The following is a 22,432-nucleotide window of genomic DNA, read 5'->3' as shown; positions in this document are numbered from 1 at the left end:
AATACACACCAAGAAAGTTTCGACGACTTTCTATGGATTCCGGTAAAATATTCAGAATATTCTCGTCTCATTCACTATCCCTTACTGCTTTTTTCGTCTTAAACGCTTATGCAACTAGACTTAAGGGAATTTTGACAAATTCTTTACGAGAGTATATTGACAAGATAATTCTTTCTATGTATCATAGATTTTGTGCCTAAAAGGTGCATACAATATGGCGGTGTAGCTCAGCTGGCTAGAGCGTACGGTTCATACCCGTGAGGTCGGGGGTTCGATCCCCTCCGCCGCTACCATATTTTGAGGCCCGTTGGTCAAGCGGTTAAGACACCGCCCTTTCACGGCGGTAACACGGGTTCGAATCCCGTACGGGTCATAGTAAAAAAAGACTATCAGTTATGATAGTCTTTTTTTTATATTCAAGTTCTTTTCGTATGAATGTGCAAATCAGGCTTTTTCGGCAGACACCACTTCTTCAACTTGCTCCTGGTGATGTTTATCATGACCGATAAAATCTTCAAAAAACTCTTCAAGTGTAAAGCTTTGATCTCCTACCGAGAACGAAAGTTGTAAATCATCATCTGATAAGCTATTTACATAAGCTATAATTGAATCGCGTGTTTTGATACCCTCTTCAATCAAAGCTTCCTTATTGACCACGTCATGAGCATATTTTTCAGCTTCTCCATTAAAACGTTGAAAATCCGGAAAGGGAGACAGCTGCGCTCCTTCTGAAATATTTGGAAGAAGCTCTTCTAAGGAATATTGGTCCCATTTGATCATGTGAGAAACATTTGCAGCAATCGACCATTTGCTTTCCTCCATTGGCTGAAACCACTCGTTATCATTTATCTTTTTCAATTCATTAAGCCACAGCTTAAACGATTCATGATGATCGATTATCTGTTCTTTTTTCATAATGGCTGCCTCCATAAAGTTAGTTAAGACTATATTAATTCGATGGGGGCATGTCATTTTCCTGTCTCCACAATATAAAAAAAACAGGCACACTCATCATAATGAGTATGCCTGTTTTCCGTTCACAACCTGCTATATGAGTTAATAGACAGCAAGTTAACCTTTTTTCGCCCCTCTTCCACCACGACGAGACTCAGTATTCTTCTTTAAAGATGATAAACGATCCTCACTGTCTTTCAAGAAACGTGCCATCTTTTGTTCGAAACTCTCTTTAGTGCGTGTGTCGTTCTGTTTGTTATTATTACTACGCGGGCGTTGAGGACGCTGAGGGCGCTGCGGGCGTTGTGGTTGCTCTTTCGCTTTTCGGATGGACAAACCGATCTTTCCATCTTTCTCAACATTAATAACCTTAACCGTTACTTCGTCGCCAACTTTAAGGTGCTCGTTAATATCCTTAACATAGTTGTCTGCAACTTCACTAATGTGAACTAAACCTGTTGAACCTTCCGATAATTCCACGAACGCTCCAAAATTTGTAATACCTGTTACCTTACCCTGTAACTTGCTGCCTACTTCGATTGACATAAAAGAAATGCTCCTCCTTAAAATGATAAAAGATAAACCTTATTATATATTATAGCCAATTAAAAAAAAGAGTGTCAATAAGACACCTCTTCTTCTTTCTCTTTATCTGGTTCAGGTATGTTGAAAATAATCTCACCATCATCTGATAAAAAGTAATCCCGGCGCGCCAGTTTGGCTATATATTCATCGTCGTTAAGCTTCACAATCTCTTCTTCCAACGCGGTTTGCTTATCTTTAAGATGTTCTAACTTTTTTTCTAATTGTGCTTTTTCAGTACGTTTATCTTCTAAAACTTGGGCTCTGGAAATGAGAGTCGAAACTAAAAATCCACTAATTGCCAAAACTAAAACAAAAAAAACTGCTAATCGACGGACCAAACGCTTTTTTCTCTTAGAAGACGATTTATGCATATGCTCCTGATGACGGACATATTCATTTTCCATTGGTGTCACGTTTTTTCTCATTCCCAAACCTCCTTTACAATATGGAGTGGCAAAGCCGTGCCCTATTCTTTATCTTTAGGTTTCTTGTTAAACTTTTCTACCACTCTATATACTTTTTTGATATACGCTTTAAAAATCCCTGCCAGTTTATTATATAACTTCTCGACTCTTTTTGTAAGATTTTTCGGCAATAAATTCCAAATACCCTTTAATATCCACCATATTGGAGCAGTTACGAGCTTAATCGCCCAATGCAATACCCTCCAGATTACCTTTAAAAGGAAGATTATGACGGATAAGAGCCCTTTTCCTACAGATAAAACCATTGTAATGAGAAGCACGATTATCCATTTTATCGGTGAATAGATTAATTTTTTCACCATTTGCACAGCAAAATTATAAAGGGAGATAAAAAATAAGATCAGTCGTTCCAAAAAGGCAAGATAAAACTGCTTGATGAGAGCTTGATAACCAGCAAAGCCACACAGCAAAGCAATGAAAATATAAAATCGAATCTCACCAAAATTGACGACAAATAAAATGTAAAAGATAGACAGGGCTTGCAATATCCAAAACATAATGTCGTTTAGGAATACAAGCCACCGTTTTCTTTCTGACCGGTTTAAGAAACGATTGTAAGTATCCAATGTCGCACCAAATAAAGCTCCCATACCGATCATGGAAAGCATGGTATAGAACTGGATTGAGAGTGTCATCGAAACAGCTTGCTAAAGAAGCCTTTAGCCTTCTCCCCATTTTGTTCATCCAGGTAAACGAGATCAAACACCTTTCCTTTAATGGAGACAATGCCTTTGTCCACGTCTAAATTTTTCATTTGAAGATTTTGGCCTCTGACAGACAAAAAGCCCATCACGGTTTCGAGGAGAAACTCTTCATTATCGAAGCTTTCCACTTGTTTAACACCCGTGATATCAAGAAGCTTGCGGCCTCTCATCATAACGTCATGCTCTTGAAAAGTGGTTTTATCTTTGTTCCCATCATAATATTGATTCATATCCATCCCTCACATTCCCATAGTACAAGCTTTGTAACTATGTTTATGTTTTCGGGAGGAAAATAGAACCTCTGACTATGTAATCCTTACTCCGTTTCTTCTTGAACTCTTTCTTCTGAAAGAACGGAATAAAGTCCACTCGCTTCTTCTTTTTTGGTCGTTTCAAGTAGCCTTTCTATCTTTACCCTCATAATCTTTTGACCAAACCTCACGCTTAATTCGTCTCCGACTTTCACGTTAGAGCTCGCTTTTGCTTGCAGTCCATTCACTGTTATACGGCCCTGATCGGCAATTTCTTTCGCCATCGTTCTTCTTTTTATCAGTCTTGATACTTTTAAAAATTTATCTAATCTCATGGATACCATTATACATTTCCCCTTATTCGATATTCATCTTTTTGGCTTCGTTCCAAAATTGGTCTAATTCTTCTAGTGTAAATTCATCGAAGCTCTTCCCCGTTTTCAAAACCTGCTCTTCCACATAAGAGAAGCGGCGATAAAATTTAGTATTGGTCATAGCCAGGGCTTCCTCTGGAAATATCTTATAGAATCTGGCCACATTGATCAGCGCGAATAAAATATCTCCAAATTCTTTTTTGATATGGTTTTCACTATTATTCTCGACCTCGTTTTCAAATTCCTTTAATTCTTCCCATACTTTTTCCCAGGCACCTTGTGGGTCTGGCCAATCAAATCCTACTTTTGCGGCTTTTTTCTGGTATTCGTATGCCTTCATGAGAGCCGGCATTCCTTTGGCAACGTTCTTAAGCATCGGTTCATGTTCATCCGACTTTTCTTGCTTCTTGATTTCATCCCAGTTCGCTTTCACTTGTTCCGTATTTTCTACTTGAACCGAACCGAATACATGAGGGTGTCTTCGGACCATTTTGGAAGCAAGACTTTCAATCACTTCCTCCATCGTGAACATTCCTTCATCCTCACCTATTTGGGCATGAAGCATGACCTGGAGCAGGACATCCCCCAGTTCTTCAATCATATGCTCAATATCCTCTTCTTCAATGGCTTCCAGTAATTCGTACGTTTCTTCGAGTAAGTATTTCTTGAGGGAATGATGAGTTTGCTCTTTATCCCACGGACACCCATCAGGTCCCCTTAGTGTCGAAATGATTTCTCTTAATGTAGTATATTGCTTATAAGTAGATTCCATTTCTTTCACTGCCGGGACATATAAGCTTGTTACATTACTGAGGTGGGCCACACGATCAAGTTCCACCAGCGGGATTCTTTCCACCTTCTCTTCCTTGCTGCCAGCCGCTGTCACGAGCATCACTTCATAATCATACGGATAGAGTTCCATCAAGGTAATCTTCACCTCAGAAGCAACGAAAGCATCATACACCTGTCCGATAATCAGCTGTTGATTCATATGTATATCGTGAAGCTTTAAGCTGGTACCGTCCAATAGCTGAAAGCCATCTATGGGATCCGCTCCGACTGAAGCGAACAAAGCATCAATGAAGCTCTGCCCCCCGCCGATCGACACCTGGATCTTCCCTTCTTTCTGTAGGTCAAGAAGCATTTGAACAGCTTTTTCAGCCACTAAGGGATGACCCGGAACGGCATAGACGAGTGGATGCTGTTCAGATTCCCTAACCAACTCACGTACAATTTCTTCATACACGTGGTCGAATTGTTCATGCTTTTCATATACAGCATCGAAGGATTGAAACTCGACTCCTTCAGCTGTTAAATCCTTTACGACTGGATGCTCCTTCGTACGTAAATATAGATGAGAGCTACTCTTTATTAATCGGTATACTCCTAAAGGGAGTTGTTCGATATCTCCTGCACCTAAACCCACAATTGTTATTGTATGCATATTGATCTCCTCGCTACTTTTTATTCATTGGTTGTGCTTTATTCATCAACCAAACCCATTTACTCCCAAATGGCAAGAAACTGATTTCTTCTCTTGTGAGGACATTCCCTCTTAAAAATACGATCAGAAAGATCATGCCACCGATACAAACCCCTCCTAAAGAAAAGAGGACGGAAAGCTCCCGTTCAGGCATTCCTTTGTCTAAAAGTGTATCATAAATCCGCAATAACACCTGTAACCCGATGGTCATGGATCCACCGCTAAGAAGTAATGTTTTGTAGAAAGAAAAGGGGAAAAACCGAATAGGGAATAACCTTCTTAGCTTCCCGATCATCATTCCGGCAATAACAGTTAAAGAAGCAACAGTCGCGATGGACGCCCCCATGATCCCCATGACAGGAACGAGATAGGCGTTGCCGATATATTTTAAAAGAATGCCCATCATAATACAGAACGCAGGAAAATAGATTTTTCCGATTCCTTGGAAAATACCTGCAAACGTAAGAATAAGACAGCTAAAGAAAATCGATACACAAAAAACGGCTATGACCTTTGAGCCGAGGGCATTTTCAAATAACATCGTATTGGTGGGAACCATGATATTAATGATTCCCAAGGTTGCAGCAAATCCGATGGTAATGCTAATTTTAAGGGATAGCTGACTGTACTCCCTCACTAAATCATCTTTCTGTTTCAGATAGGCACTTGTCACCAATGGGACAATGGTCAGGGAAATGGAGGTCGCCACTACCGTACCCAGCTGGACAAAGGGTTGTCCCCGGTCATAAATCCCTTTCCAGGTTTTCGCCGTTTCCGCTTCCATACCTGATGAGGTTAAGAGGGAATATACATTCAAGGAATCAACAAACTGAAGAAGGACCAGCAGCATGGCACTTACACAAATGGCGGTTCCATTCTTTAACAATCGTGACCAAATATATAAGTAATCTTCTGGCAATCTAAGGGATTTACGTGAAAACAGCTTCTCCTTCCGTGCAGACACAAAGAAAAGTAAAACCAGCAAGCCTCCAAGACCACCGGTTATCGAACCGAATAGCGCTCCGTTCCCTGTGATATACAGGGAATATCCTTGAGATATCAATATCGTGGAAAAAACAAGAATTGTCGTCACTCTTATCGTCTGCTCCGTCACCTGCGAAACGGCGGTTGGCACCATATCTTCTCTTCCTTGATAGTATCCCCTCATAACAGAAAGGGGAGCTAACAATAGAAAGGATAAAGAAATGACTTGAATCAACGGTTTAAGGAGTGGATCTCCCATCCAATCGGCAATGACCCCCGCACCAAAGTAAACGAGAAGAAACCAGCTTATTCCAACAAGACATAGAAACAGGAAGGAGGTGACAACTATATTCTTCGCCCCTTCTTCATCTTCATATTCTAATTTCTCGGCTACTAACTTCGAGATGATCACAGGGAATCCATAGGTGGATAATGCAATGGCAATTCCGTAAAAGGGATACACCTGCTGATAGATATAAAAACCAATATCACTAACAATATTTTGAAACGGCACTCGATATACAGCACTTAATATCTTCGTCACTAGTGCGGCAACCGTTAATACCATTGCCCCCTTCAAAAATTGATTGGAGGAGTATTTCTTACTCAACCAGTTTTCCTGCCTTTCTGTACCACTTTTTCAATGCTCTGAAGTGTCTGATCAGACAGAGAAAAAATCATTTATGTACTGGTCATTTTACCATAAAGAGCTGTCTGTTTTCTCCACTAGCATCGTTTAACAGCCCAAAACAAAAAAGAAGAGCGGCTATGTGCCACTCCTTAAGGTTATTGCTCCATTTGTCTTGCTAAAAAGCCAGCTGCCGTTTCTACTGCCTTTTGTTCCACTTCGCCTACTGTACGTTCCTTCGAGAAGATCGCAACGGCACCAATCGGGTCACCATTTGCGACAATCGGGGCAATCGTATAGGAAGCAAGATCCTCACCGTGTCCATCGACAAGTTCAGCTTGTCCTTGTTGAGTGTGTAATAGAGACGTACGGTCATCCATTACTTTCTCAACCAGTTCACTGATGTTCTTATTTAAATATTCTTTCTTTGAAGCGCCGGAGATTGCGATTACAGCATCTCGATCGCAAATTAAAACAGCACTTCCAAGGCTGTCGTATAATGCTTCGCCGTATTCCTTAGCAAAGTCACCAAGTTCACTGATCGGGGAGTATTTCTTTAAGATGACTTCTCCGTCACGATCAACGAAGATTTCCAGGGGATCTCCCTCGCGAATCCTTAATGTTCTACGAATTTCTTTCGGAATGACGACACGCCCTAAATCATCAATACGACGAACAATACCAGTTGCTTTCATCTATAGTTGCCTCACTTTCATCAGATGATTTTTATTTGGCAATGTACCAACTTGTTATTGAATACTTTACCATTGTTGAGTTTAGTATCTTACAACTTAGAAGTTCTATACACATTCAGTTATTTTTTCTGTAATTTCACTAAAATTCTAATGCAGGTATCTTTTTCCATTGTTGGCAGCTGCATAAATACTAATACCCTTATCATAGTAAAGTAAAACAATCAGCGCGTTTACATTTTGGTTACAGTATTATAACGAAGGTAAGAATTTCCGTTTTTCATCTGATGAATGAGGCTGCTATCAATTTTATGCGTTTTCTTCTACTTTCAATGCTTCATCTAAGTGCTTAATGATGTCATAAGCCATATTAAACCACTTGGATGCTTCTAAGCGTGTGGTATTGATGGATATTTTAAGCTTAGAGCCTTCCATTCCTAGTCCAACAGCCCGGCCGTGTTTATTGCATAAGTTAAAGACCTTGGAACCATCGATCTGTGCCGTTCCTTCTGGCGACATGAAGATGTTCACTGATTTCTTATCCTGCTTAATGGATTCAAGCTTTGTATTTTTAGCGTATATTTTCATTTCAGAGATTAAGAATAGATAGCCGACTTCCTTTGGGTACTCCCCGAATCGGTCAAGGATCTCTTCTTCCAGCTCTTCGATTTCCGGAAGAGAAGAAAGAGAACGGAATCGTTTATACATTTCAATCTTCTGATGACCATCTTTAATATAATCATCCGGAATATAGGCGTCAATTTCGATATCCACTTCAAAGGTCGACTCCGGCTGCTTCGGCAGATCTCCCTTTCGTTCCTCGATCGCTTCTTTCAGCATTTGAGAGTACAAATCAAATCCGACAGAATCAATAAAGCCGTGCTGTTGGGCTCCCAGGAGATTCCCTGCTCCACGGATCGTCAGGTCGCGCATGGCAATTTTAAACCCTGAACCGAGCTCAGTAAATTCTTTTATTGCCTGCAATCGTTTTTCGGCGACTTCCGTCAGCACCTTATCCTTACGATAGGTGAAGTAGGCATAGGCCACCCTGTTCGATCGTCCTACCCGTCCCCTTAATTGATAGAGCTGAGATAAGCCCATTCGATCGGCATCAAAGACAATTAATGTGTTCACATTCGGGATATCAACTCCCGTTTCAATGATTGTCGTTGTGACCAACACATCGTATTCTCCAGCAAGGAAGCTTAAGATAACCGCTTCCAGCTCGTTTTCACTCATTTGACCGTGTGCGTAGGCAATTCTCGCATCTGGTACGAGCATGGAGATTTCGTCAGCTTTCCTTTCAATATCTTCCACTCGGTTGTAGAGGAAATACACCTGACCGTTACGGGCCATTTCTCTTTCAATGGCTTCTTTGATTAAGGCACCGTTGTATTCCATCACATATGTCTGAACAGGGAAGCGATTCTCTGGCGGTGTTTCAATAACAGATAGATCCCTTACTCCAAGCATCGACATATGGAGCGTCCGCGGGATTGGGGTAGCCGTTAAGGTCAATACATCAATGTTTGTTTTTAATTGCTTAATTTTTTCTTTATGCGTAACTCCGAATCGCTGTTCTTCATCGATGATCAACAAACCTATGTCACGATATTGAATATCCTTAGACAGTAGACGGTGAGTCCCCACTACAATATCAACCGTACCATTCTTAAGCCCCTTCGTCGTTTCCTGCTGCTGTTTTCGTGTCCTGAAACGGCTTAACAACCCGATCTCAACCGGAAAGTCCTGAAAACGCTCTTTAATCGTCTCATAATGCTGCTGAGCAAGGATTGTGGTCGGTACAAGAATGGCGACCTGCTTTCCATCGGCAATGGCTTTGAAGGCCGCACGGATGGCCACCTCTGTTTTCCCATAGCCTACGTCTCCACATAGTAAGCGGTCCATCGGACGTTCTCTTTCCATGTCGTGCTTGATCTCACTAATAGAACGCAGTTGATCGTCTGTTTCCTCGTAAGGGAAGGCTATTTCGAACTCTCGTTGCATATCCCCATCAGGAGAAAAAGCATAGCCTTTTGCCGCTTCACGTTCCGCATAGAGTTTGATCAGATCATCGGCTATATCTTGAACAGAAGACTGTACCTTCGATTTAACCTTTTTCCATTCGCTGCCGCCTAATTTGTATAGCTTGGGATCCTTATTTTCTGAAGCTACATATTTTTGAACGAGCTCAATTTGATCGACGGGAACATAGAGTTTGTCATTCCCCTGATACTTCACATGCAGGTAATCTTTATGAACCCCGTTGATTTCTAATGTTTCAATCCCCAGGAATTTACCGATCCCGTGATTCACATGAACAACATGGTCGCCAACCTTCAGCTCAGAATAACTTTTGATGCGCTCAGCATTTGAAAGCTTTTGTCTTCTTGGCTTCTTTTGGGTCCTTTTATTAAACAGCTCTTCTTCCGTAATGACAGCAAGCTTCTGAAGTGGAAGCTCAAATCCGCTCGTCAGGCTTCCGTTAATCATTTGAATCGTTCCGGGTAATAGCTTATCTCCATCTTCCACGAAGGCGATTTCAATTTTATAATCGTCCAGCACCCGTTGAAGCTTCTTCACCCGTTCTTCATCGGGGCCTAGTAAAACAACGGTATATTTTCCTTTTTTCCAGCGGTCCAATTCAGCCTTCAACACATTCATTTGCCCATGGAAATTTTGCATGGGCTTTGTGGAAACATTAAAGATATTCTGTGGGCTTGTGTTGGGAATATGACGCAGGAACAACGAAAAATACACCTTTGGAAGCTTCGTCGTACTAATCAACTTGGAAAAGGCATGGGATACTGGTACGTCATGGATGATCTGTCCCTCTTGTAATAAAGAGGTATACCACTCGGCTTCCTCTTTCTCAAGAGACTCACTCATTTCTTGTACCCGACTGAATTCGTCAAAGAAAATGACCCCGTCCTGAGGTAAATAATCTAGCAAACTACTAGGATTTTCATATGCCAGCGATAAGTACTTGAAAATCTGCTCGGGGACCTGGCCATTTTCAAGCTGATCCATCTCATGTCCTATGTACTCTGTTAACTTCTCCTTTACAGCAGCTGCTTTGACTTTCTTTAAACTAGAAGAAAGTCCAGCTTCAATTTCACGAATCAGTCTTTCGATATTCTCATATTTCAATAAGACCTCTGTTGCAGGACCTATTTCCATGGAATCCAGTTTATCAATCGATCGCTGATCCTCTACAGAAAATAAGCGTATAGAATCAATTTCTGTGTCAAATAACTCGATCCGGACAGGATTTTGGGACGTTAAAGGGAACACATCGACGATTCCTCCCCGAAGGCTGAATTCCCCAGGTGTACTGACCATTCCCGTCCGCTGATAACCCATTTGGACCAATTGATTTAACATTTCATCCAAGTCGATATCTTCCCCCGTTGTAAAACGAATTTGATTCGTTTCCCACATTGATTTCGGAGGAAGGATTTTTCTTAACCCTGCGACAGGAACAATGTAGACACCTTGATGATTCTGGGATAGCTTGTTTAATACTTCGATTCGTTGAGCTCTCAGTTCCGGACTAGCTACGCTTAATTCCGCTGCGATTAATTCATTGGCAGAATATAAATATACTTCATCATCGGATAAAAATTGAATGAGATCGTCATAGATTTTCTGCGCTTGAAACAAATTATGGGTAACCACTATGGTGGATTTCTTTGTTTGTAAATACACATCCGCTATATAGGCTGTTCGAGATGAGCCCGACAATCCTGCTACAAGTTGTTCTGATAATTGTTCTTCCACTCCAGTGATGATGGACTGGATTTCTTCACTTTGATGAACCTGTTTTAGAATACCTTTCAAGTGTACGCTCCTCCCCTACGGATCTTTCTATATATCTCAGGTTGTAAACAGAAAAATGCTTTGGTTCGCAACCAAAGCGTTCTTACTGAATGATATGATCTAATTGATGATAGTCCGGATTTCTTTCCAGACTCTCCTGACAATCTTCACAGATGGTCTTTACTTGGATATCTCCGTTGTCTCGATACTGAACCATGTGTAACCGTTCTTCCTCTGACAGCGTATGAATCCCGAGCTGCTCTGAATGAACAGATACGTTTGAAAGTGTTCCAACATTCGTACCACAATGTCGACACTGATAATGGATCGCCATACCATTTCCCTCCATACACATTTATACAGTTAGTATGAACCTGATAGAAGGGAGTTATTCAACTCTTAAAAGGAATGATGGATGGTTTCACCAGGATGATTCATTTGTCTTGGAAGTTCAGTATATGAAACCCTTAATTGAATTTATTCATCACTTCGAGGAAAGGTTTATCAAACCATGTTTCACATGCTTCGACACTGGCAGAGATCGCCTTATCAAGCTCCGCCTGATCTTCCTTATTAAACTTACCAAGTACGTAATCCGGAACGCTCATCCCGTTGACAGGACGGTCGATTCCAACTCGAAGACGATTAAAGTGTTGAGATCCTAAGTGAGCGATTGTCGATTTAATGCCATTATGACCGCCTGCACTTCCTTTTTGTCTTAGCCTTAATTTCCCTACTGGTAAGTCCAAATCATCATAGATGACAAGCAAATCTTCCTCTTTAATATCAAAATAATCCATCAGGGGGACGATGCTTTCCCCAGACAAGTTCATATAGGTAAGGGGCTTTAATAATATGATTTTTTCACCTTTATAATGGTACGTCCCGTATACGCCTTTAAACTTTGACTGATTCAACGAAACTCCCAGTCGATCTGCTAAAGCATCTATAATAACAAACCCGATATTGTGTCGTGTTTTCTCATATTGTGATCCCGGGTTTCCCAGTCCAACGATTAACTTCATTTCTAACACCTCTTCTGACCTTATACTTCTAGAATAACGTAAAAAGCGCAACCTGCAAAAGGTTACGCCAAAAAATATTGATTTTTATTCTTCCGTTGACTCACTTTCTTCATTGGCCTCTGATTCTCTTCCTTCTTCATTCTCAGGAGTACCAGCTTCCTGCTCTTCGCCACTGTCGATCTCTTCTTCTTGTCGAGGAGCAAGAATGGAAGCGATCGTACGATCATCCTCTTCGTTAAGAGTGACGCTGTATTTGTCCCGGATATCACTGATTGTGACCGTTTCTCCGACTTGTAGGTCGGCAATATCGACTTCAATTGATTCTGGGATATCCTTAGGTTTAGCAGTAACAGAAACCTCATGTAATGGCTGCTGCAACACCCCTCCGTCTTTCACTCCAGGCGCTTCTCCTACAAGATTGATACGAACATCGGCATCAATTTCCTCTGACATATTCACAGCAAGGAAATCAACGTGCGTAACAGCATCCTTCAAGTGGTCCTGTTGATAGTCACTTAAAATGACGTTTTGTTTATTACCATCTACGTTTAAAGAAATAATCCCGTTTCTTCCTACTTCGCGAATCGTTTTGATAAACGTAATGGCATCTACCATAATAGGTGTATTATCTGCTTTGTAGCCGTACACGACTCCAGGAATGTTACCCTCGTGTCTCAACTTGGTTAATGAAGATCGTTTAAAATCTTTTCTAGTATTTGCTTTTAATTCGGTTGCCATGTCTAATCCAACACCTTCCCTAATCTTTTATGTTAGTTAAAGTTCTATATATAGTAATTACCCTAATATGATTTGAAATAAACATAGAAAAATCAATTCATTACAGGAAGAGTGCTCTGGGAATGTTGTCAGAGAGGGAATAAGGCAGAATGACAAAAAGAAGAGCCCGACCCTCAAAAAGGGCAGGCTCTTCTTCATATGCACAAACTACAAATATTAATTCTTAATCAAAAAGCGTGCTGACAGATTGTTGTTCATAGACACGGATGATGGCTTCACTGATTAGTGGAGCCACTGACAACGACTTCACTTTACCGATCATTTTCTCTTCCCCTAGTGGGATGGAGTTCGTCACAACCAACTCTTTAATATTTGAATTCTCGATGCGCTCGATGGCCGGACCTGAAAGAACAGGGTGCGTACAGCAAGCAAAGACTTCTTTCGCTCCGTTTTCTACTAACGCATTGGCAGCCAGCGTGATCGTACCTGCTGTATCAATGATATCATCGATCAAGATGGCGATTTTCCCATCAATATTACCAACGATGTTCATAACCTCTGCAACGTTCGGTTTTGGACGACGTTTATCAATGATGGCAATCGGTGCTTTCAATCGTTCCGCAAGCTTACGGGCTCTTGTCACTCCTCCGTGGTCCGGGGATACGATCACAAGGTCTTCATTATTGAATCCTCTTTCTTCAAAGTAATCCGCAAGGATCGGAACACCCATTAGGTGATCAATTAGGATATCAAAGAAACCTTGAATTTGAGGGGCATGCAGGTCCAGCGTAATAACGCGGGTAGCACCGGCAGTTTCTAACAGGTTCGCAACCAATTTAGCCGTGATCGGCTCACGCGCTCTTGCTTTACGATCTTGACGGGCATAACCATAATAAGGCATAACAATGTTAATCGTTTTAGCAGATGCCCGTTTCAAAGCATCGACCATAATAAGAAGCTCCATCAGGTTTTCGTTTACAGGCTGACAAGTAGACTGAATGACGAATACATCACAACCACGGATACTTTCTTCAATGTTAATCTGGATTTCACCGTCACTAAAACGCTTAACAGAAGATTTCCCTAATTCTACTCCTACTTCATCCGCAATTTCCTTTGCAAGATGATAGTTTGAATTAAGGGAGAAAATTTTTAATTTGGAATTAATATAAGAGTTTGGCATTGTGGACCTCCAATTATTTCTTATGGTTTAGATTTTGAACATAGTTTTCTTTATTTACTTGGCGAGCTCTTGCAATTGAAAGAGACTCTCCTGGAACATCCTCAGTAATAGTAGAACCGGCAGCAATGTAAGCACCTTTTCCAACTTTGACAGGCGCTACCAGATTTGAATTACAGCCTACAAATACACCATCTTCAATCTTCGTCAGGTGTTTGTTTTTCCCATCATAGTTCACTGTGATCGACCCACATCCAATGTTGACGTCACTTCCAACCTCTGCATCTCCAATATAGCTTAAGTGAGATGCTTTACTCGCTTTACCAAACGAAGCCTTCTTAATTTCAACGAAGTTACCAATTTTCACTTCATCCTCAATGGTCGAAGCCGGACGAATGTGAGCAAATGGCCCAATATGAACATCCGATCCGATCGAGCTGTCATGGGCAACAGATTGCTTCACGACTGTTCGGTCGCCGATCTGACAATCCTTCACCTCGGAGTTCGGTCCGATCATAGTGTCTTCACCGATTGTGGTGCTGCCCGTAAGAACTGTACCCGGAAGGATAACCGTATCTCTGCCAATCATAACATCGGCATCGATATACGTATTGTTCGGATCCTTTATCGTTACACCATTGCGCATATGGTATTCATTGATGCGCTTTTTCATCGTGATTTCTGCTTGAGAAAGTGCTACACGGTCGTTCACACCCAATGTCTCATCAAAGTCACTTGTTTGGTACGCACTTACGATTTCACCTTCAGATTGGAGAATCTCAATCACATCCGGTAAATAGTACTCGCCTTGTACGTTATCATTCGAAACCTTTTTCAGGGCATCGAATAACGCTTTATTATCAAAACAATAGGTTCCAGTATTGATTTCTTTCACGTTTCTCTCTTTATCAGTTGCATCCTTATGTTCAACAATGCGCTCCACTAAACCTTCTTGATTGCGGATGATACGTCCGTATCCATCAGGAGATTCAGTGTGACCAGTCAAGATAGTCGCTTTCGCACCCTGTCCTTCGTGATGCTTCACTAAAGCTTCCATCGTTTCTCCTTTAATGAGCGGTGTATCACCACATACCACTAAAGTAGTGCCTTCTAAATCACCTAGCACATCTTCAGACTGCATGACAGCGTGAGCGGTACCTAACTGCTCAGCCTGAAGAGCAAAATCACTCTTTCCCTCTAAATGCGACTTCACAAGCTCAGCACCGTGACCAACGATTGTGACAGTCTTTTCTATATGTAATGTTGAAATTTGGTCGACCACATGTTCCACCATTGGCTTGCCACACACAGGATGAAGAACTTTGTAAAGCTTCGACTTCATTCTCGTACCTTGCCCAGCAGCTAATATAACGGCATATCTATTTGTCATTTTTGGTCCTCCAATAACCTTTTTATCCATAACGAATATATCCTAAAAACTCTATCATTTCAAGGATTCAAATAAAAGTACATATATTTGTCAAACGAAAAGCGGAGGCGGCTTGGTCAGGCCCGACAAGCATATGATGAATTGACCGGAAAGGCGCCCTTTGCCTTTTTGGTCAATTTAGCTTATGACCTCGAGCCTTTAAGCCCTGGAGCTGGACAAGACGAAAAGCAGAGGCGGCTCGCTAGCCAGAAAAGTCCGTGTTCACAATTTGGCACAAGTTTGACCGAAAGTGGCACAACAAACCCCAGTAATGGCACAAATTTTCCCGAAAACTGCCTCTACAAACATTAAAAGTGCCGCAACACTTCCGCATTTCCAGCTTAAAAAGTACTTTCAAACGACCTAAATCAGCCATTTTCCCTTAAGGGCAGCGACACCGTCATTTAATTGAGCCGTTTTCATTAAACACATGCCATTCCTAGTTCCATTTTATCCATGTTTTAGCCCGGATCTCGCTTTTTCAGACAAGCTATCCTATTATCAACATCTATGTCGAATTTTCTTTTCCTTAAAATACAAAAAAAAATAAATTAGAGGTTTCAACTCTCCAAACATCGGGGTATACAAAAAGCGTAAGAACTGCCACTTTTAAATGCTCGGCTCTTAAAGACAAAAAAAAGAGCCTTACAAAAGTAGGCTCTTGATGCAATAGATTCTATTAGGAAGCCCCAGCTTCTTCTAACTCAACTTCTTCTAACTCACCTAGACGGTGATACTCAGCTAAAACGGCATCTTGGATCTTGCCGCGAGTACCCGAATTAATTGGGTGAGCAATATCACGAAATTCCCCATCTGGAGTTCGCTTGCTTGGCATCGCTACAAATAAGCCATTGTTCCCATCAATTACACGAATGTCATGAACAACAAATTCATTATCCAGCGTAATAGATGCGATAGCTCTCATGCGACCATCGGTGTTTACTCGGCGTAATCTTACGTCTGTTACTTCCATTCTGTTCACCACCTTTTTCCCTAGATGAAATCTACTCTATGTATTCAACGAATTATTTAGATATTCCTTCTTAAATTGTAAAATTTTTTGAAAAGTTTTATTTTTTATACCCTTTCATCTATTTCATTTGAACTACACTTCTTTTTTGACACAAAAAAACACCCGTGAATATTACTTCACGAGTGCGATTACTTCGATCTCAACCAAGGCATCTTTAGGTAAGCGGGCTACCTCTACACAAGAACGAGCAGGCTTGTGGTTACTAAAATACTCCCCATATACTTCATTGATCGTACCAAATTCATTCATATCCTTAATGAAGACAGTGGCTTTTACCACTGTTTCCAATGACGCCCCAGCTTCTGATAGTACGGCTTGAAGATTACGGAACACCTGATGCGTTTGTTCCGCTACATCACCTTCCACCATAGTACCTTCTGCTGTCAGAGGAATTTGTCCTGAACTATAAAATAAATTATTTACGACAATCCCCTGAGAATATGGACCAATTGCTGCTGGTGCTTGCTTAGTAGAAACTACACGCATTTTAAATGCCTCCCCTTATGGTAGAAATGTTAAATTTGATTGAAAGTAATTTCCTTCCGTTAATGAAATTTGTTTATCTTTTTCATTCACATCAGACAATTTTAATAATGAAACATAGTCATCCACTAGTCGATCATCGATACTATTGGATTCAACTAAAACACCGATGCCAGATAAAGTAGCCGAGAACTCTTCCAGTAAGTTCTTCATACCGTTGATGGTTCCACCGGCCTTCATAAAATCATCGACAACCAATACTTTAGACCCTTCCTTCAAACTTCTCTTGGAAAGTACCATAGATTGGATTCGCTTCGATGAGCCGGAAACATAATTGATGCTCACAGTCGATCCCTCTGTTACACGACTATCCCGCCTAACGATGACCACTGGAACATTTAAGTATGAGGCAATAGCATTAGCAATCGGTATCCCTTTTGTCGCTACTGTCATGATGACATCAATATCTTTCTCAGCAAAAGCTGACGCCAGTAACTTCCCGACACTTTTCATAAGCTGAGGATTGCCCAGCAGGTCAGTCATGTATAAATATCCGCCTGGCAATAAACGATCTGAGCTTTCCAGATGAACACAAAGCTCATCTATCATTTCTTTCGCTTCCTGACTGTTTACCTTTGGAACATATTTCACTCCACCGGCTGCCCCGGGAACTGTTTGAACAGTCCCCACACCCCGTCCTTCAAATGTTTCCTTTACTATCGTCAAGTCCTCACTGATGGAAGACTTTGCAGAACCGTACCGCTCAGAGAAAAAAGTTAAAGGAACAAGTTGGTGGGGACGTTCTAATAAATAATGCGTCATATCAATTAATCGTTCACTACGCTTAAACTTCACCAAAGAAACCTCCTAAATCCGAATATTATAATGTAAATATATCATTAATATACGGATTTCGGCAAGAGGTCTTAATCTCCCAGCATGCGCACCGCGAACACTTGATCACAAAAACCCCTTAAACCATTATAGATTCGATGAAGTCTTGATTCATATTGCACTAATCCATATACTGTCGGGCCGCTTCCGCTCATTAGAACAGCATCGGCACCAAAGCGCTCCATTTGGTCTTTTATTTGGGCCACTTCAGGGTGCATATCCAATGTGACTGATTCAAGTACATTCCCAAGATTGGAGCATATATCATGATAATTTCCATGTTCCAAAGCTGAAACCATGGCGTTTGTATTCGGATGTGTAATGTTTTGCAGATTCAAATTTTTATAAACATCTGCTGTTGAAACTCCTATTGTTGGTTTCGCCAAAATAACCCAGCAATTTGGTGGAGCAGGAAGGTGTTGGATCTTCTCACCTCTGCCTGATGCTAAAGCTGTACCCCCGTAAACACAGAAAGATACATCTGAACCAATTTCGGAACCAAGTTCTGCCAGCTCATCCATACTGAGACCTAAATCCCATAATCGATTTAACCCTTTTAAAGTTGCTGCTGCGTCACTGCTCCCGCCTGCTAATCCTGCTGCTACAGGTATCACTTTATCAATGGAAATTGCTACCCCTTTTTTGATATTCAACCTCGTCTTTAAAAGCTGTGCAGCCTGATAGGCAAGGTTTCTTCCATCGTCCGGTACAAATCGATTATGCGAGAGAATCTTAATCGTATCATCAGAAAGATTCGTAAGCTCAATTCTATCTGCTAAATCAATTGTTGTCATAACCATCTCAACTTCATGGTAACCATCTGAACGTTTATGTAAAACATCAAGTGATAGGTTAATTTTTGCCGGCGCCTTCACTAATAACCTCATATCATCACCTTCTTACCAATACTCTTTGTTATATTGTATCATACACTTATTATTGAGAGTGTTAACTTCTAAACATACTCATACAAGTATGTTATTTTATCACGTAAAGTACTGATAGGAAAGATTGTCTTGTCCTTATTAAAACAGGGGCCGCCTGAAAAGCACTACACTTTTAAGGCGACCCCCTGTATATGGTACTGATAAAAGATGTAATCCTGTACGCGTGAAAAGAGTTAGTGAGGACGATTTTCAGATAATCGCTGACTTGCGAGCTCAACTGCGCGCTTCACCATATTACCTGCATCCCGTGACGTGATTCCACCCCAACCATCTTTCTGAACAACATCATAGAATCCCAATTCCTGAGCGATTTCTTCTTTTAATTGATCAGACATGATTCCTCTTCTTCTGCTCATAAGTCTACCTCCTTTAGATGTACCACACGTTTAGTATGTGTACAAAAGGACAAAACATAACAAAAGGAAGGGAGCGCTATCTATGTAAATCATGAAAATCAGACAAATAAAAAAGCAGCAAACAATTGTCTACTGCTGGCTAAAGATGATATTTCCTGTTGCTTCATCATAAAATGTTAATTGAACTGTCTCAGTGAGAACATCTGCATAGCTGTAAGAAACTCGTTCGAACGCATTCTCTTCTTGATCCAGTTGAACAACGAATACAGAAGGATACGTTTCGGCTAGAACACCTGAACGCTCAATTGTTTTTCGACGTCCACCGTTTGCTTTAAGCATTAAACGTTTCCCCAGATTAGAATCAAGGGATCTTTTAATGTCGGCTAATGTTTTTGGCATTTCGCTTCCACCTCACTATAATCAAATATAACACATTATGTAATTTTAGTCAAATAAATTTATTATTTTAACAAGAATCACGAACACCTGTCAATATATTTTATTCAACAAAAAGTACGTTTTTTCTACACACCTAACATTCCCCATACATTGAGAAATTATGTAAACAATAAAAGCGGAGGGGCTTTGCCCAGAGGCGACAAGCATAAAACCACTAAAAAACCCACCTTACTAATCTATACATCTAAACACCAAATAGACCTTACAATTCACGCGGTAAATTGTAAGGTCTATTTGATTTTTGTCGAACATCCCCTAATCTTCTTCAGTAATTTTATATGGCATCCCAGTCCGAAGAACACCCTTCGTCTCGATTCCGCCAAGCCCTTTGTCCCCTGTTAACGTATTACGGATGACGTCCCAAACATTAACCGAGTCCTTAAACCCCGTAAAACAAATCTTAGCCACGATATACACTGGATCCAATGCATGGATATTAACTCTGGATGGAGAACTGGCGAAATTGGCTCCAGCATGAATGAGTGATTCAAAGTGGGATTGACAAGCACCCGCAAAGATCACCAGCTGGTCCAAGTGAGGAGATTTGCTCCGTGCCTCTCTCACTGCCTGAACAAAATACTTCGAATGTCGATATGCGTTAATATCAGCTTTGGTCCCTTTTGCCTTAGAATAGGCATCGTGACCAGTCAATACAATAATATTCGGTCTATATTTATCGATAAGGGACCCAATTTGTTCAGGCATTTCTGTCTCACTACAGTGAACACCTTTTACTGGAACACCAATTTTTTCATAAAGATCTAGACACTTTCTTAAATAGCTGGGATCTCCATCAAGATGAAGCACTTTCCCTGGAACTTGGAAATAGTTATAATCGTCTCGATAAGCATTCGTTACTCTATACTCCTGCTTATACTTGAGAAGCTCTATATCCTGTCGGAACAGGTCAAGAGATTGTTCCTCCTTTGAACGAAACTCCTGCGTAATACGATCCTGCTCTCTAGGGTCCATCTTCTTCAAATCATGAAAAGGAGCATCCGCTATTAATCGAAAATCTTCACCATACAGCACCGCCGTTTTTTGACCATCTATCATGCGGATATCTATCACTCGGAATAAAATATCACATTGATATGAAAGGCGACCTACGACATCATTGATTTCGATATTCACATCAGTCACTCCCATGGGCTAAACATTCGTTGATAAATTAAAAAAGGAAATAATAAGCCGAGGAGAATCAACGTTTATCTTATCCTTCTCAACACGTTCCTTATCATCAATTAAGTAAATATTCCCTGTGATAACCTATGCAACCTTCTACTGTTCGGTGTCAATAAAATGGGTGTCCCTTGCGGAGTACACAGGAACAAGAAAATGGCTAAACGCACTTACACGTTTAGCCATCTATCCAAGCTTTAATTAAAGTTCGGGTATAACGCATCACTCAACCGGCCGAATTCCTGTATCGTCAGTGTCTCTCCACGGCGGGTAGGTTCAACCCCCGCAGCAGATAAAGCTTCGAGGATTAAGTCTTTCTTTTCTTTTCCTTGAGGAAGCTGACTGCTTAAATTGTTCAAGATCGTCTTTCTTCTCTGAGCAAAAGAAGAGCGTGTTACGGTAAAGAAGAAGTCTTCACTGATAACCTCGACAGGAGGCTTCTCCCGCTTCGTTAAACGGATGACGGCTGAATCAACATTCGGCTGCGGCATAAAGACCGTTTTCGGGACAGTCATGACCATCTCGGCCTCTGTATAGTACTGTATGGCAATCGAAAGAGATCCGTACGCTTTTGTTCCGGGTTGGGCTGAAATGCGGTCTCCTACTTCCTTTTGAAGCATGACACAGATCCCTCTGATTGGAAGTCGCTCCATCAACAGCTTAAGAATGATAGGTGTAGTGACGTAATAAGGGAGATTGGCCACTACCATAATGTCTTCGAACCCTTCAAACTCTTTATTAATAATGGCTTCAACATCCGCCTCTAATATATCTTCATTGATTATTTTAACGTTTTCGTAAGGGGATAGTGTATCGGCCAGAATAGGAATCAGTCGCTGGTCGATTTCAAAGGCAACGACCTTTCCCGAGGTGCGCGCAAGATGTTCTGTTAACGCACCGATTCCAGGCCCAATCTCAATGGCTGCGGTTTTCTCAGATAAACCTGCGTATTCCGTTATGTTCCTGAGGATATTAGGATCGATCAAAAAATTCTGACCCAGGCTCTTTTTAAACGAGAAACCATACTTACCTAATATCTCTTTCGTACGTATCGGGGTGGCTATATCTTTATGCATGTTCTTCCTCCTGAATAATTTCCATTAAAGCTTTTTTAAACTCTTCTTTTTGAATATTGAACATCCTTAATCGTTTATGAAGCTGTTTTCCATTAGTGTATCCGATTCTAAGCTTCTCACCAAGAGCAATTCTTCGGTCCTTCGACTGAGCACTCCCGATTAAGCCGGCATCAATTAAATCCTCTTTTGAGATAACCTCTTCCTGCTCAACATCCAGCACATGAGCCTCTCTTAAAGACTCTCTTATGATATCTGGCGAAGCATGCTCTACTCCTATTCCTCTGCCTGACTTTGGCAGCGCATCCTTCTTATGTACAAAGGCATGTTTACAACCCGGTACCGCTTCACTCACAATCTTCCGGATACGTTCACCCGGGTAGTCCGGATCGGTAAAGATGATTACGCCTCTTTTTTCCTGGGCGTGTTTTATTTTCTCTATAGTAGCCGGAGACACAGCAGAACCATTCGTTTCAATCGTATCTGCATTGACAGCACGTTGAATGGCTACCGTATCGTCCTTTCCTTCCACTACGATGATTTCTTTAATTTTCATAATTCCTCCAAAAGAATTGAAACTTTTCTGCTTTCATTTTCGTCTAATCATTGAAGACCTAAAGCTATTATAACGGTTTTCACCGATAAATAAAAAAAAGCAGGAGAACACCCCTGCT

At 41.1% G+C, this 22,432-nt stretch carries 24 protein-coding genes and 2 tRNA genes; 2 read left to right on the top strand and 24 right to left on the bottom strand.

Annotation, left to right across the window (positions count from 1 at the left end; genetic code table 11):
• Positions 1-216 precede the first annotated feature (216 nt).
• Together ACFQWC_RS22765 and ACFQWC_RS22760 are read left to right on the top strand one after the other, a co-directional pair.
• A tRNA-Met gene (locus tag ACFQWC_RS22765) sits at positions 217-293 on the top strand.
• Positions 294-301: 8 nt separating this feature from the next.
• Positions 302-373, top strand: a tRNA-Glu gene (locus ACFQWC_RS22760).
• Between the two features lie 71 nt (positions 374-444).
• On the opposite strand, the gene ACFQWC_RS22755 is transcribed toward ACFQWC_RS22760, so the two are convergent.
• The 24 genes from ACFQWC_RS22755 to rnmV form a co-directional block, all read right to left on the bottom strand.
• The gene (locus ACFQWC_RS22755; RefSeq protein ID WP_299746316.1) at positions 445-915 is read right to left on the bottom strand and encodes a DinB family protein; all 471 of its coding nucleotides are present in this window, start codon (positions 913-915) and stop codon (positions 445-447) included.
• 156 nt (positions 916-1,071) lie between these two features.
• Positions 1,072-1,500 (bottom strand): S1 domain-containing RNA-binding protein, encoded by a 429-nt coding sequence (locus ACFQWC_RS22750; protein ID WP_044340617.1) that lies wholly within the window; start codon positions 1,498-1,500, stop codon positions 1,072-1,074.
• Between the two features lie 74 nt (positions 1,501-1,574).
• On the bottom strand, positions 1,575-1,964 hold the full coding sequence (locus tag ACFQWC_RS22745; protein ID WP_299746322.1) for an FtsB family cell division protein: 390 nt from the start codon (positions 1,962-1,964) through the stop codon (positions 1,575-1,577).
• 41 nt (positions 1,965-2,005) lie between these two features.
• Positions 2,006-2,659, bottom strand: coding sequence for a spore cortex biosynthesis protein YabQ (yabQ, locus tag ACFQWC_RS22740; protein WP_299746325.1), 654 nt, complete (start codon positions 2,657-2,659; stop codon positions 2,006-2,008).
• The gene (gene yabP / locus ACFQWC_RS22735) at positions 2,656-2,958 is read right to left on the bottom strand and encodes a sporulation protein YabP (protein WP_044340620.1); all 303 of its coding nucleotides are present in this window, start codon (positions 2,956-2,958) and stop codon (positions 2,656-2,658) included. Before yabP ends, yabQ begins: the two co-directional genes overlap by 4 nt.
• Positions 2,959-3,044: 86 nt before the next feature.
• Positions 3,045-3,314 carry an RNA-binding S4 domain-containing protein gene (locus tag ACFQWC_RS22730; RefSeq protein ID WP_044340650.1) on the bottom strand — a complete coding sequence of 90 codons (270 nt, stop codon included), beginning with the start codon at positions 3,312-3,314 and terminating at the stop codon, positions 3,045-3,047.
• 22 nt (positions 3,315-3,336) lie between these two features.
• Positions 3,337-4,797 (bottom strand): bifunctional methyltransferase/pyrophosphohydrolase YabN, encoded by a 1,461-nt coding sequence (gene yabN, locus ACFQWC_RS22725; protein ID WP_377109144.1) that lies wholly within the window; start codon positions 4,795-4,797, stop codon positions 3,337-3,339.
• Between the two features lie 13 nt (positions 4,798-4,810).
• Positions 4,811-6,430 carry a putative polysaccharide biosynthesis protein gene (locus ACFQWC_RS22720; RefSeq protein WP_377109143.1) on the bottom strand — a complete coding sequence of 540 codons (1,620 nt, stop codon included), beginning with the start codon at positions 6,428-6,430 and terminating at the stop codon, positions 4,811-4,813.
• 176 nt (positions 6,431-6,606) lie between these two features.
• Positions 6,607-7,143, bottom strand: a complete 537-nt coding sequence (gene spoVT / locus ACFQWC_RS22715; RefSeq protein WP_149158188.1) for a stage V sporulation protein T — start codon at positions 7,141-7,143, stop codon at positions 6,607-6,609.
• Positions 7,144-7,449: 306 nt separating this feature from the next.
• Positions 7,450-10,980 carry a transcription-repair coupling factor gene (mfd, locus tag ACFQWC_RS22710; protein WP_299746339.1) on the bottom strand — a complete coding sequence of 1,177 codons (3,531 nt, stop codon included), beginning with the start codon at positions 10,978-10,980 and terminating at the stop codon, positions 7,450-7,452.
• Between the two features lie 82 nt (positions 10,981-11,062).
• On the bottom strand, positions 11,063-11,293 hold the full coding sequence (gene fin, locus ACFQWC_RS22705; RefSeq protein ID WP_299746342.1) for an anti-sigma-F factor Fin: 231 nt from the start codon (positions 11,291-11,293) through the stop codon (positions 11,063-11,065).
• Between the two features lie 133 nt (positions 11,294-11,426).
• A complete protein-coding gene (gene pth / locus ACFQWC_RS22700; RefSeq protein WP_299746345.1) occupies positions 11,427-11,984 on the bottom strand; it encodes an aminoacyl-tRNA hydrolase in 558 nt (185 codons plus the stop codon).
• A gap of 84 nt (positions 11,985-12,068) precedes the next feature.
• Positions 12,069-12,722 (bottom strand): 50S ribosomal protein L25/general stress protein Ctc, encoded by a 654-nt coding sequence (locus tag ACFQWC_RS22695; RefSeq protein ID WP_299746348.1) that lies wholly within the window; start codon positions 12,720-12,722, stop codon positions 12,069-12,071.
• 223 nt (positions 12,723-12,945) lie between these two features.
• A complete protein-coding gene (locus tag ACFQWC_RS22690) occupies positions 12,946-13,905 on the bottom strand; it encodes a ribose-phosphate diphosphokinase (RefSeq protein WP_044340628.1) in 960 nt (319 codons plus the stop codon).
• Between the two features lie 13 nt (positions 13,906-13,918).
• Positions 13,919-15,292, bottom strand: coding sequence for a bifunctional UDP-N-acetylglucosamine diphosphorylase/glucosamine-1-phosphate N-acetyltransferase GlmU (glmU, locus tag ACFQWC_RS22685; RefSeq protein WP_299746353.1), 1,374 nt, complete (start codon positions 15,290-15,292; stop codon positions 13,919-13,921).
• A 718-nt stretch (positions 15,293-16,010) separates the two neighbouring features.
• A complete protein-coding gene (spoVG, locus tag ACFQWC_RS22680) occupies positions 16,011-16,304 on the bottom strand; it encodes a septation regulator SpoVG (RefSeq protein WP_032085215.1) in 294 nt (97 codons plus the stop codon).
• Positions 16,305-16,475: 171 nt separating this feature from the next.
• Positions 16,476-16,850 (bottom strand): RidA family protein, encoded by a 375-nt coding sequence (locus ACFQWC_RS22675; protein ID WP_341357224.1) that lies wholly within the window; start codon positions 16,848-16,850, stop codon positions 16,476-16,478.
• A 15-nt stretch (positions 16,851-16,865) separates the two neighbouring features.
• A complete protein-coding gene (purR, locus tag ACFQWC_RS22670; RefSeq protein ID WP_299746364.1) occupies positions 16,866-17,702 on the bottom strand; it encodes a pur operon repressor in 837 nt (278 codons plus the stop codon).
• Between the two features lie 71 nt (positions 17,703-17,773).
• Entirely contained in the window at positions 17,774-18,628 is an 855-nt protein-coding gene (ispE, locus tag ACFQWC_RS22665) for a 4-(cytidine 5'-diphospho)-2-C-methyl-D-erythritol kinase (protein WP_299746370.1), read from the bottom strand.
• Positions 18,629-18,861: 233 nt separating this feature from the next.
• On the bottom strand, positions 18,862-19,044 hold the full coding sequence (locus ACFQWC_RS22660) for a small, acid-soluble spore protein, alpha/beta type (RefSeq protein ID WP_299746376.1): 183 nt from the start codon (positions 19,042-19,044) through the stop codon (positions 18,862-18,864).
• A gap of 129 nt (positions 19,045-19,173) precedes the next feature.
• Positions 19,174-19,443: a biofilm formation stimulator Veg gene (veg, locus tag ACFQWC_RS22655; protein ID WP_032085220.1), complete on the bottom strand. Its 270-nt coding sequence runs from the start codon at positions 19,441-19,443 to the stop codon at positions 19,174-19,176.
• Positions 19,444-19,758: 315 nt separating this feature from the next.
• Complete coding sequence (gene yabG / locus ACFQWC_RS22650; protein ID WP_377109139.1) at positions 19,759-20,652, bottom strand: sporulation peptidase YabG; 894 nt, start codon at positions 20,650-20,652, stop codon at positions 19,759-19,761.
• Positions 20,653-20,882: 230 nt separating this feature from the next.
• Complete coding sequence (rsmA, locus tag ACFQWC_RS22645) at positions 20,883-21,761, bottom strand: 16S rRNA (adenine(1518)-N(6)/adenine(1519)-N(6))-dimethyltransferase RsmA (protein ID WP_299746391.1); 879 nt, start codon at positions 21,759-21,761, stop codon at positions 20,883-20,885.
• A complete protein-coding gene (gene rnmV, locus ACFQWC_RS22640) occupies positions 21,754-22,314 on the bottom strand; it encodes a ribonuclease M5 (protein WP_299746395.1) in 561 nt (186 codons plus the stop codon). The genes rsmA and rnmV overlap by 8 nt, the downstream gene beginning before the upstream one ends.
• Positions 22,315-22,432: the final 118 nt, after the last annotated feature.

Source organism: Rossellomorea sp. GCM10028870 (assembly GCF_042666755.1).
Classification (GTDB): domain Bacteria; phylum Bacillota; class Bacilli; order Bacillales; family Bacillaceae_B; genus Rossellomorea.
Note: the sequence above shows the minus strand (reverse complement) of the source record. Positions and strands in the feature narration are given on the sequence as shown.

Bases quoted from the DNA above. Each gene is read 5' to 3' on its own strand.
- spoVT (WP_149158188.1), bottom strand. From the start codon at position 7,143: ATGAAAGCAACTGGTATTGTTCGTCGTATTGATGATTTAGGGCGTGTC.
- veg (WP_032085220.1), bottom strand. From the start codon at position 19,443: ATGCCAAAAACATTAGCCGACATTAAAAGATCCCTTGATTCTAATCTG.
- glmU (WP_299746353.1), bottom strand. From the start codon at position 15,292: ATGACAAATAGATATGCCGTTATATTAGCTGCTGGGCAAGGTACGAGA.
- ACFQWC_RS22675 (WP_341357224.1), bottom strand. From the start codon at position 16,850: ATGCGTGTAGTTTCTACTAAGCAAGCACCAGCAGCAATTGGTCCATAT.
- pth (WP_299746345.1), bottom strand. From the start codon at position 11,984: ATGAAGTTAATCGTTGGACTGGGAAACCCGGGATCACAATATGAGAAA.
- yabP (WP_044340620.1), bottom strand. From the start codon at position 2,958: ATGAATCAATATTATGATGGGAACAAAGATAAAACCACTTTTCAAGAG.
- ACFQWC_RS22755 (WP_299746316.1), bottom strand. From the start codon at position 915: ATGAAAAAAGAACAGATAATCGATCATCATGAATCGTTTAAGCTGTGG.
- yabN (WP_377109144.1), bottom strand. From the start codon at position 4,797: ATGCATACAATAACAATTGTGGGTTTAGGTGCAGGAGATATCGAACAA.
- ACFQWC_RS22690 (WP_044340628.1), bottom strand. From the start codon at position 13,905: ATGCCAAACTCTTATATTAATTCCAAATTAAAAATTTTCTCCCTTAAT.
- ACFQWC_RS22730 (WP_044340650.1), bottom strand. From the start codon at position 3,314: ATGAGATTAGATAAATTTTTAAAAGTATCAAGACTGATAAAAAGAAGA.
- ispE (WP_299746370.1), bottom strand. From the start codon at position 18,628: ATGAGGTTATTAGTGAAGGCGCCGGCAAAAATTAACCTATCACTTGAT.
- ACFQWC_RS22695 (WP_299746348.1), bottom strand. From the start codon at position 12,722: ATGGCAACCGAATTAAAAGCAAATACTAGAAAAGATTTTAAACGATCT.
- fin (WP_299746342.1), bottom strand. From the start codon at position 11,293: ATGGCGATCCATTATCAGTGTCGACATTGTGGTACGAATGTTGGAACA.
- ACFQWC_RS22750 (WP_044340617.1), bottom strand. From the start codon at position 1,500: ATGTCAATCGAAGTAGGCAGCAAGTTACAGGGTAAGGTAACAGGTATT.
- rsmA (WP_299746391.1), bottom strand. From the start codon at position 21,761: ATGCATAAAGATATAGCCACCCCGATACGTACGAAAGAGATATTAGGT.
- yabQ (WP_299746325.1), bottom strand. From the start codon at position 2,659: ATGACACTCTCAATCCAGTTCTATACCATGCTTTCCATGATCGGTATG.
- yabG (WP_377109139.1), bottom strand. From the start codon at position 20,652: ATGGGAGTGACTGATGTGAATATCGAAATCAATGATGTCGTAGGTCGC.
- ACFQWC_RS22660 (WP_299746376.1), bottom strand. From the start codon at position 19,044: ATGAGCAGAAGAAGAGGAATCATGTCTGATCAATTAAAAGAAGAAATC.
- ACFQWC_RS22745 (WP_299746322.1), bottom strand. From the start codon at position 1,964: ATGAGAAAAAACGTGACACCAATGGAAAATGAATATGTCCGTCATCAG.
- spoVG (WP_032085215.1), bottom strand. From the start codon at position 16,304: ATGGAAGTAACAGACGTAAGATTACGCCGAGTAAACACCGATGGTCGC.
- rnmV (WP_299746395.1), bottom strand. From the start codon at position 22,314: ATGAAAATTAAAGAAATCATCGTAGTGGAAGGAAAGGACGATACGGTA.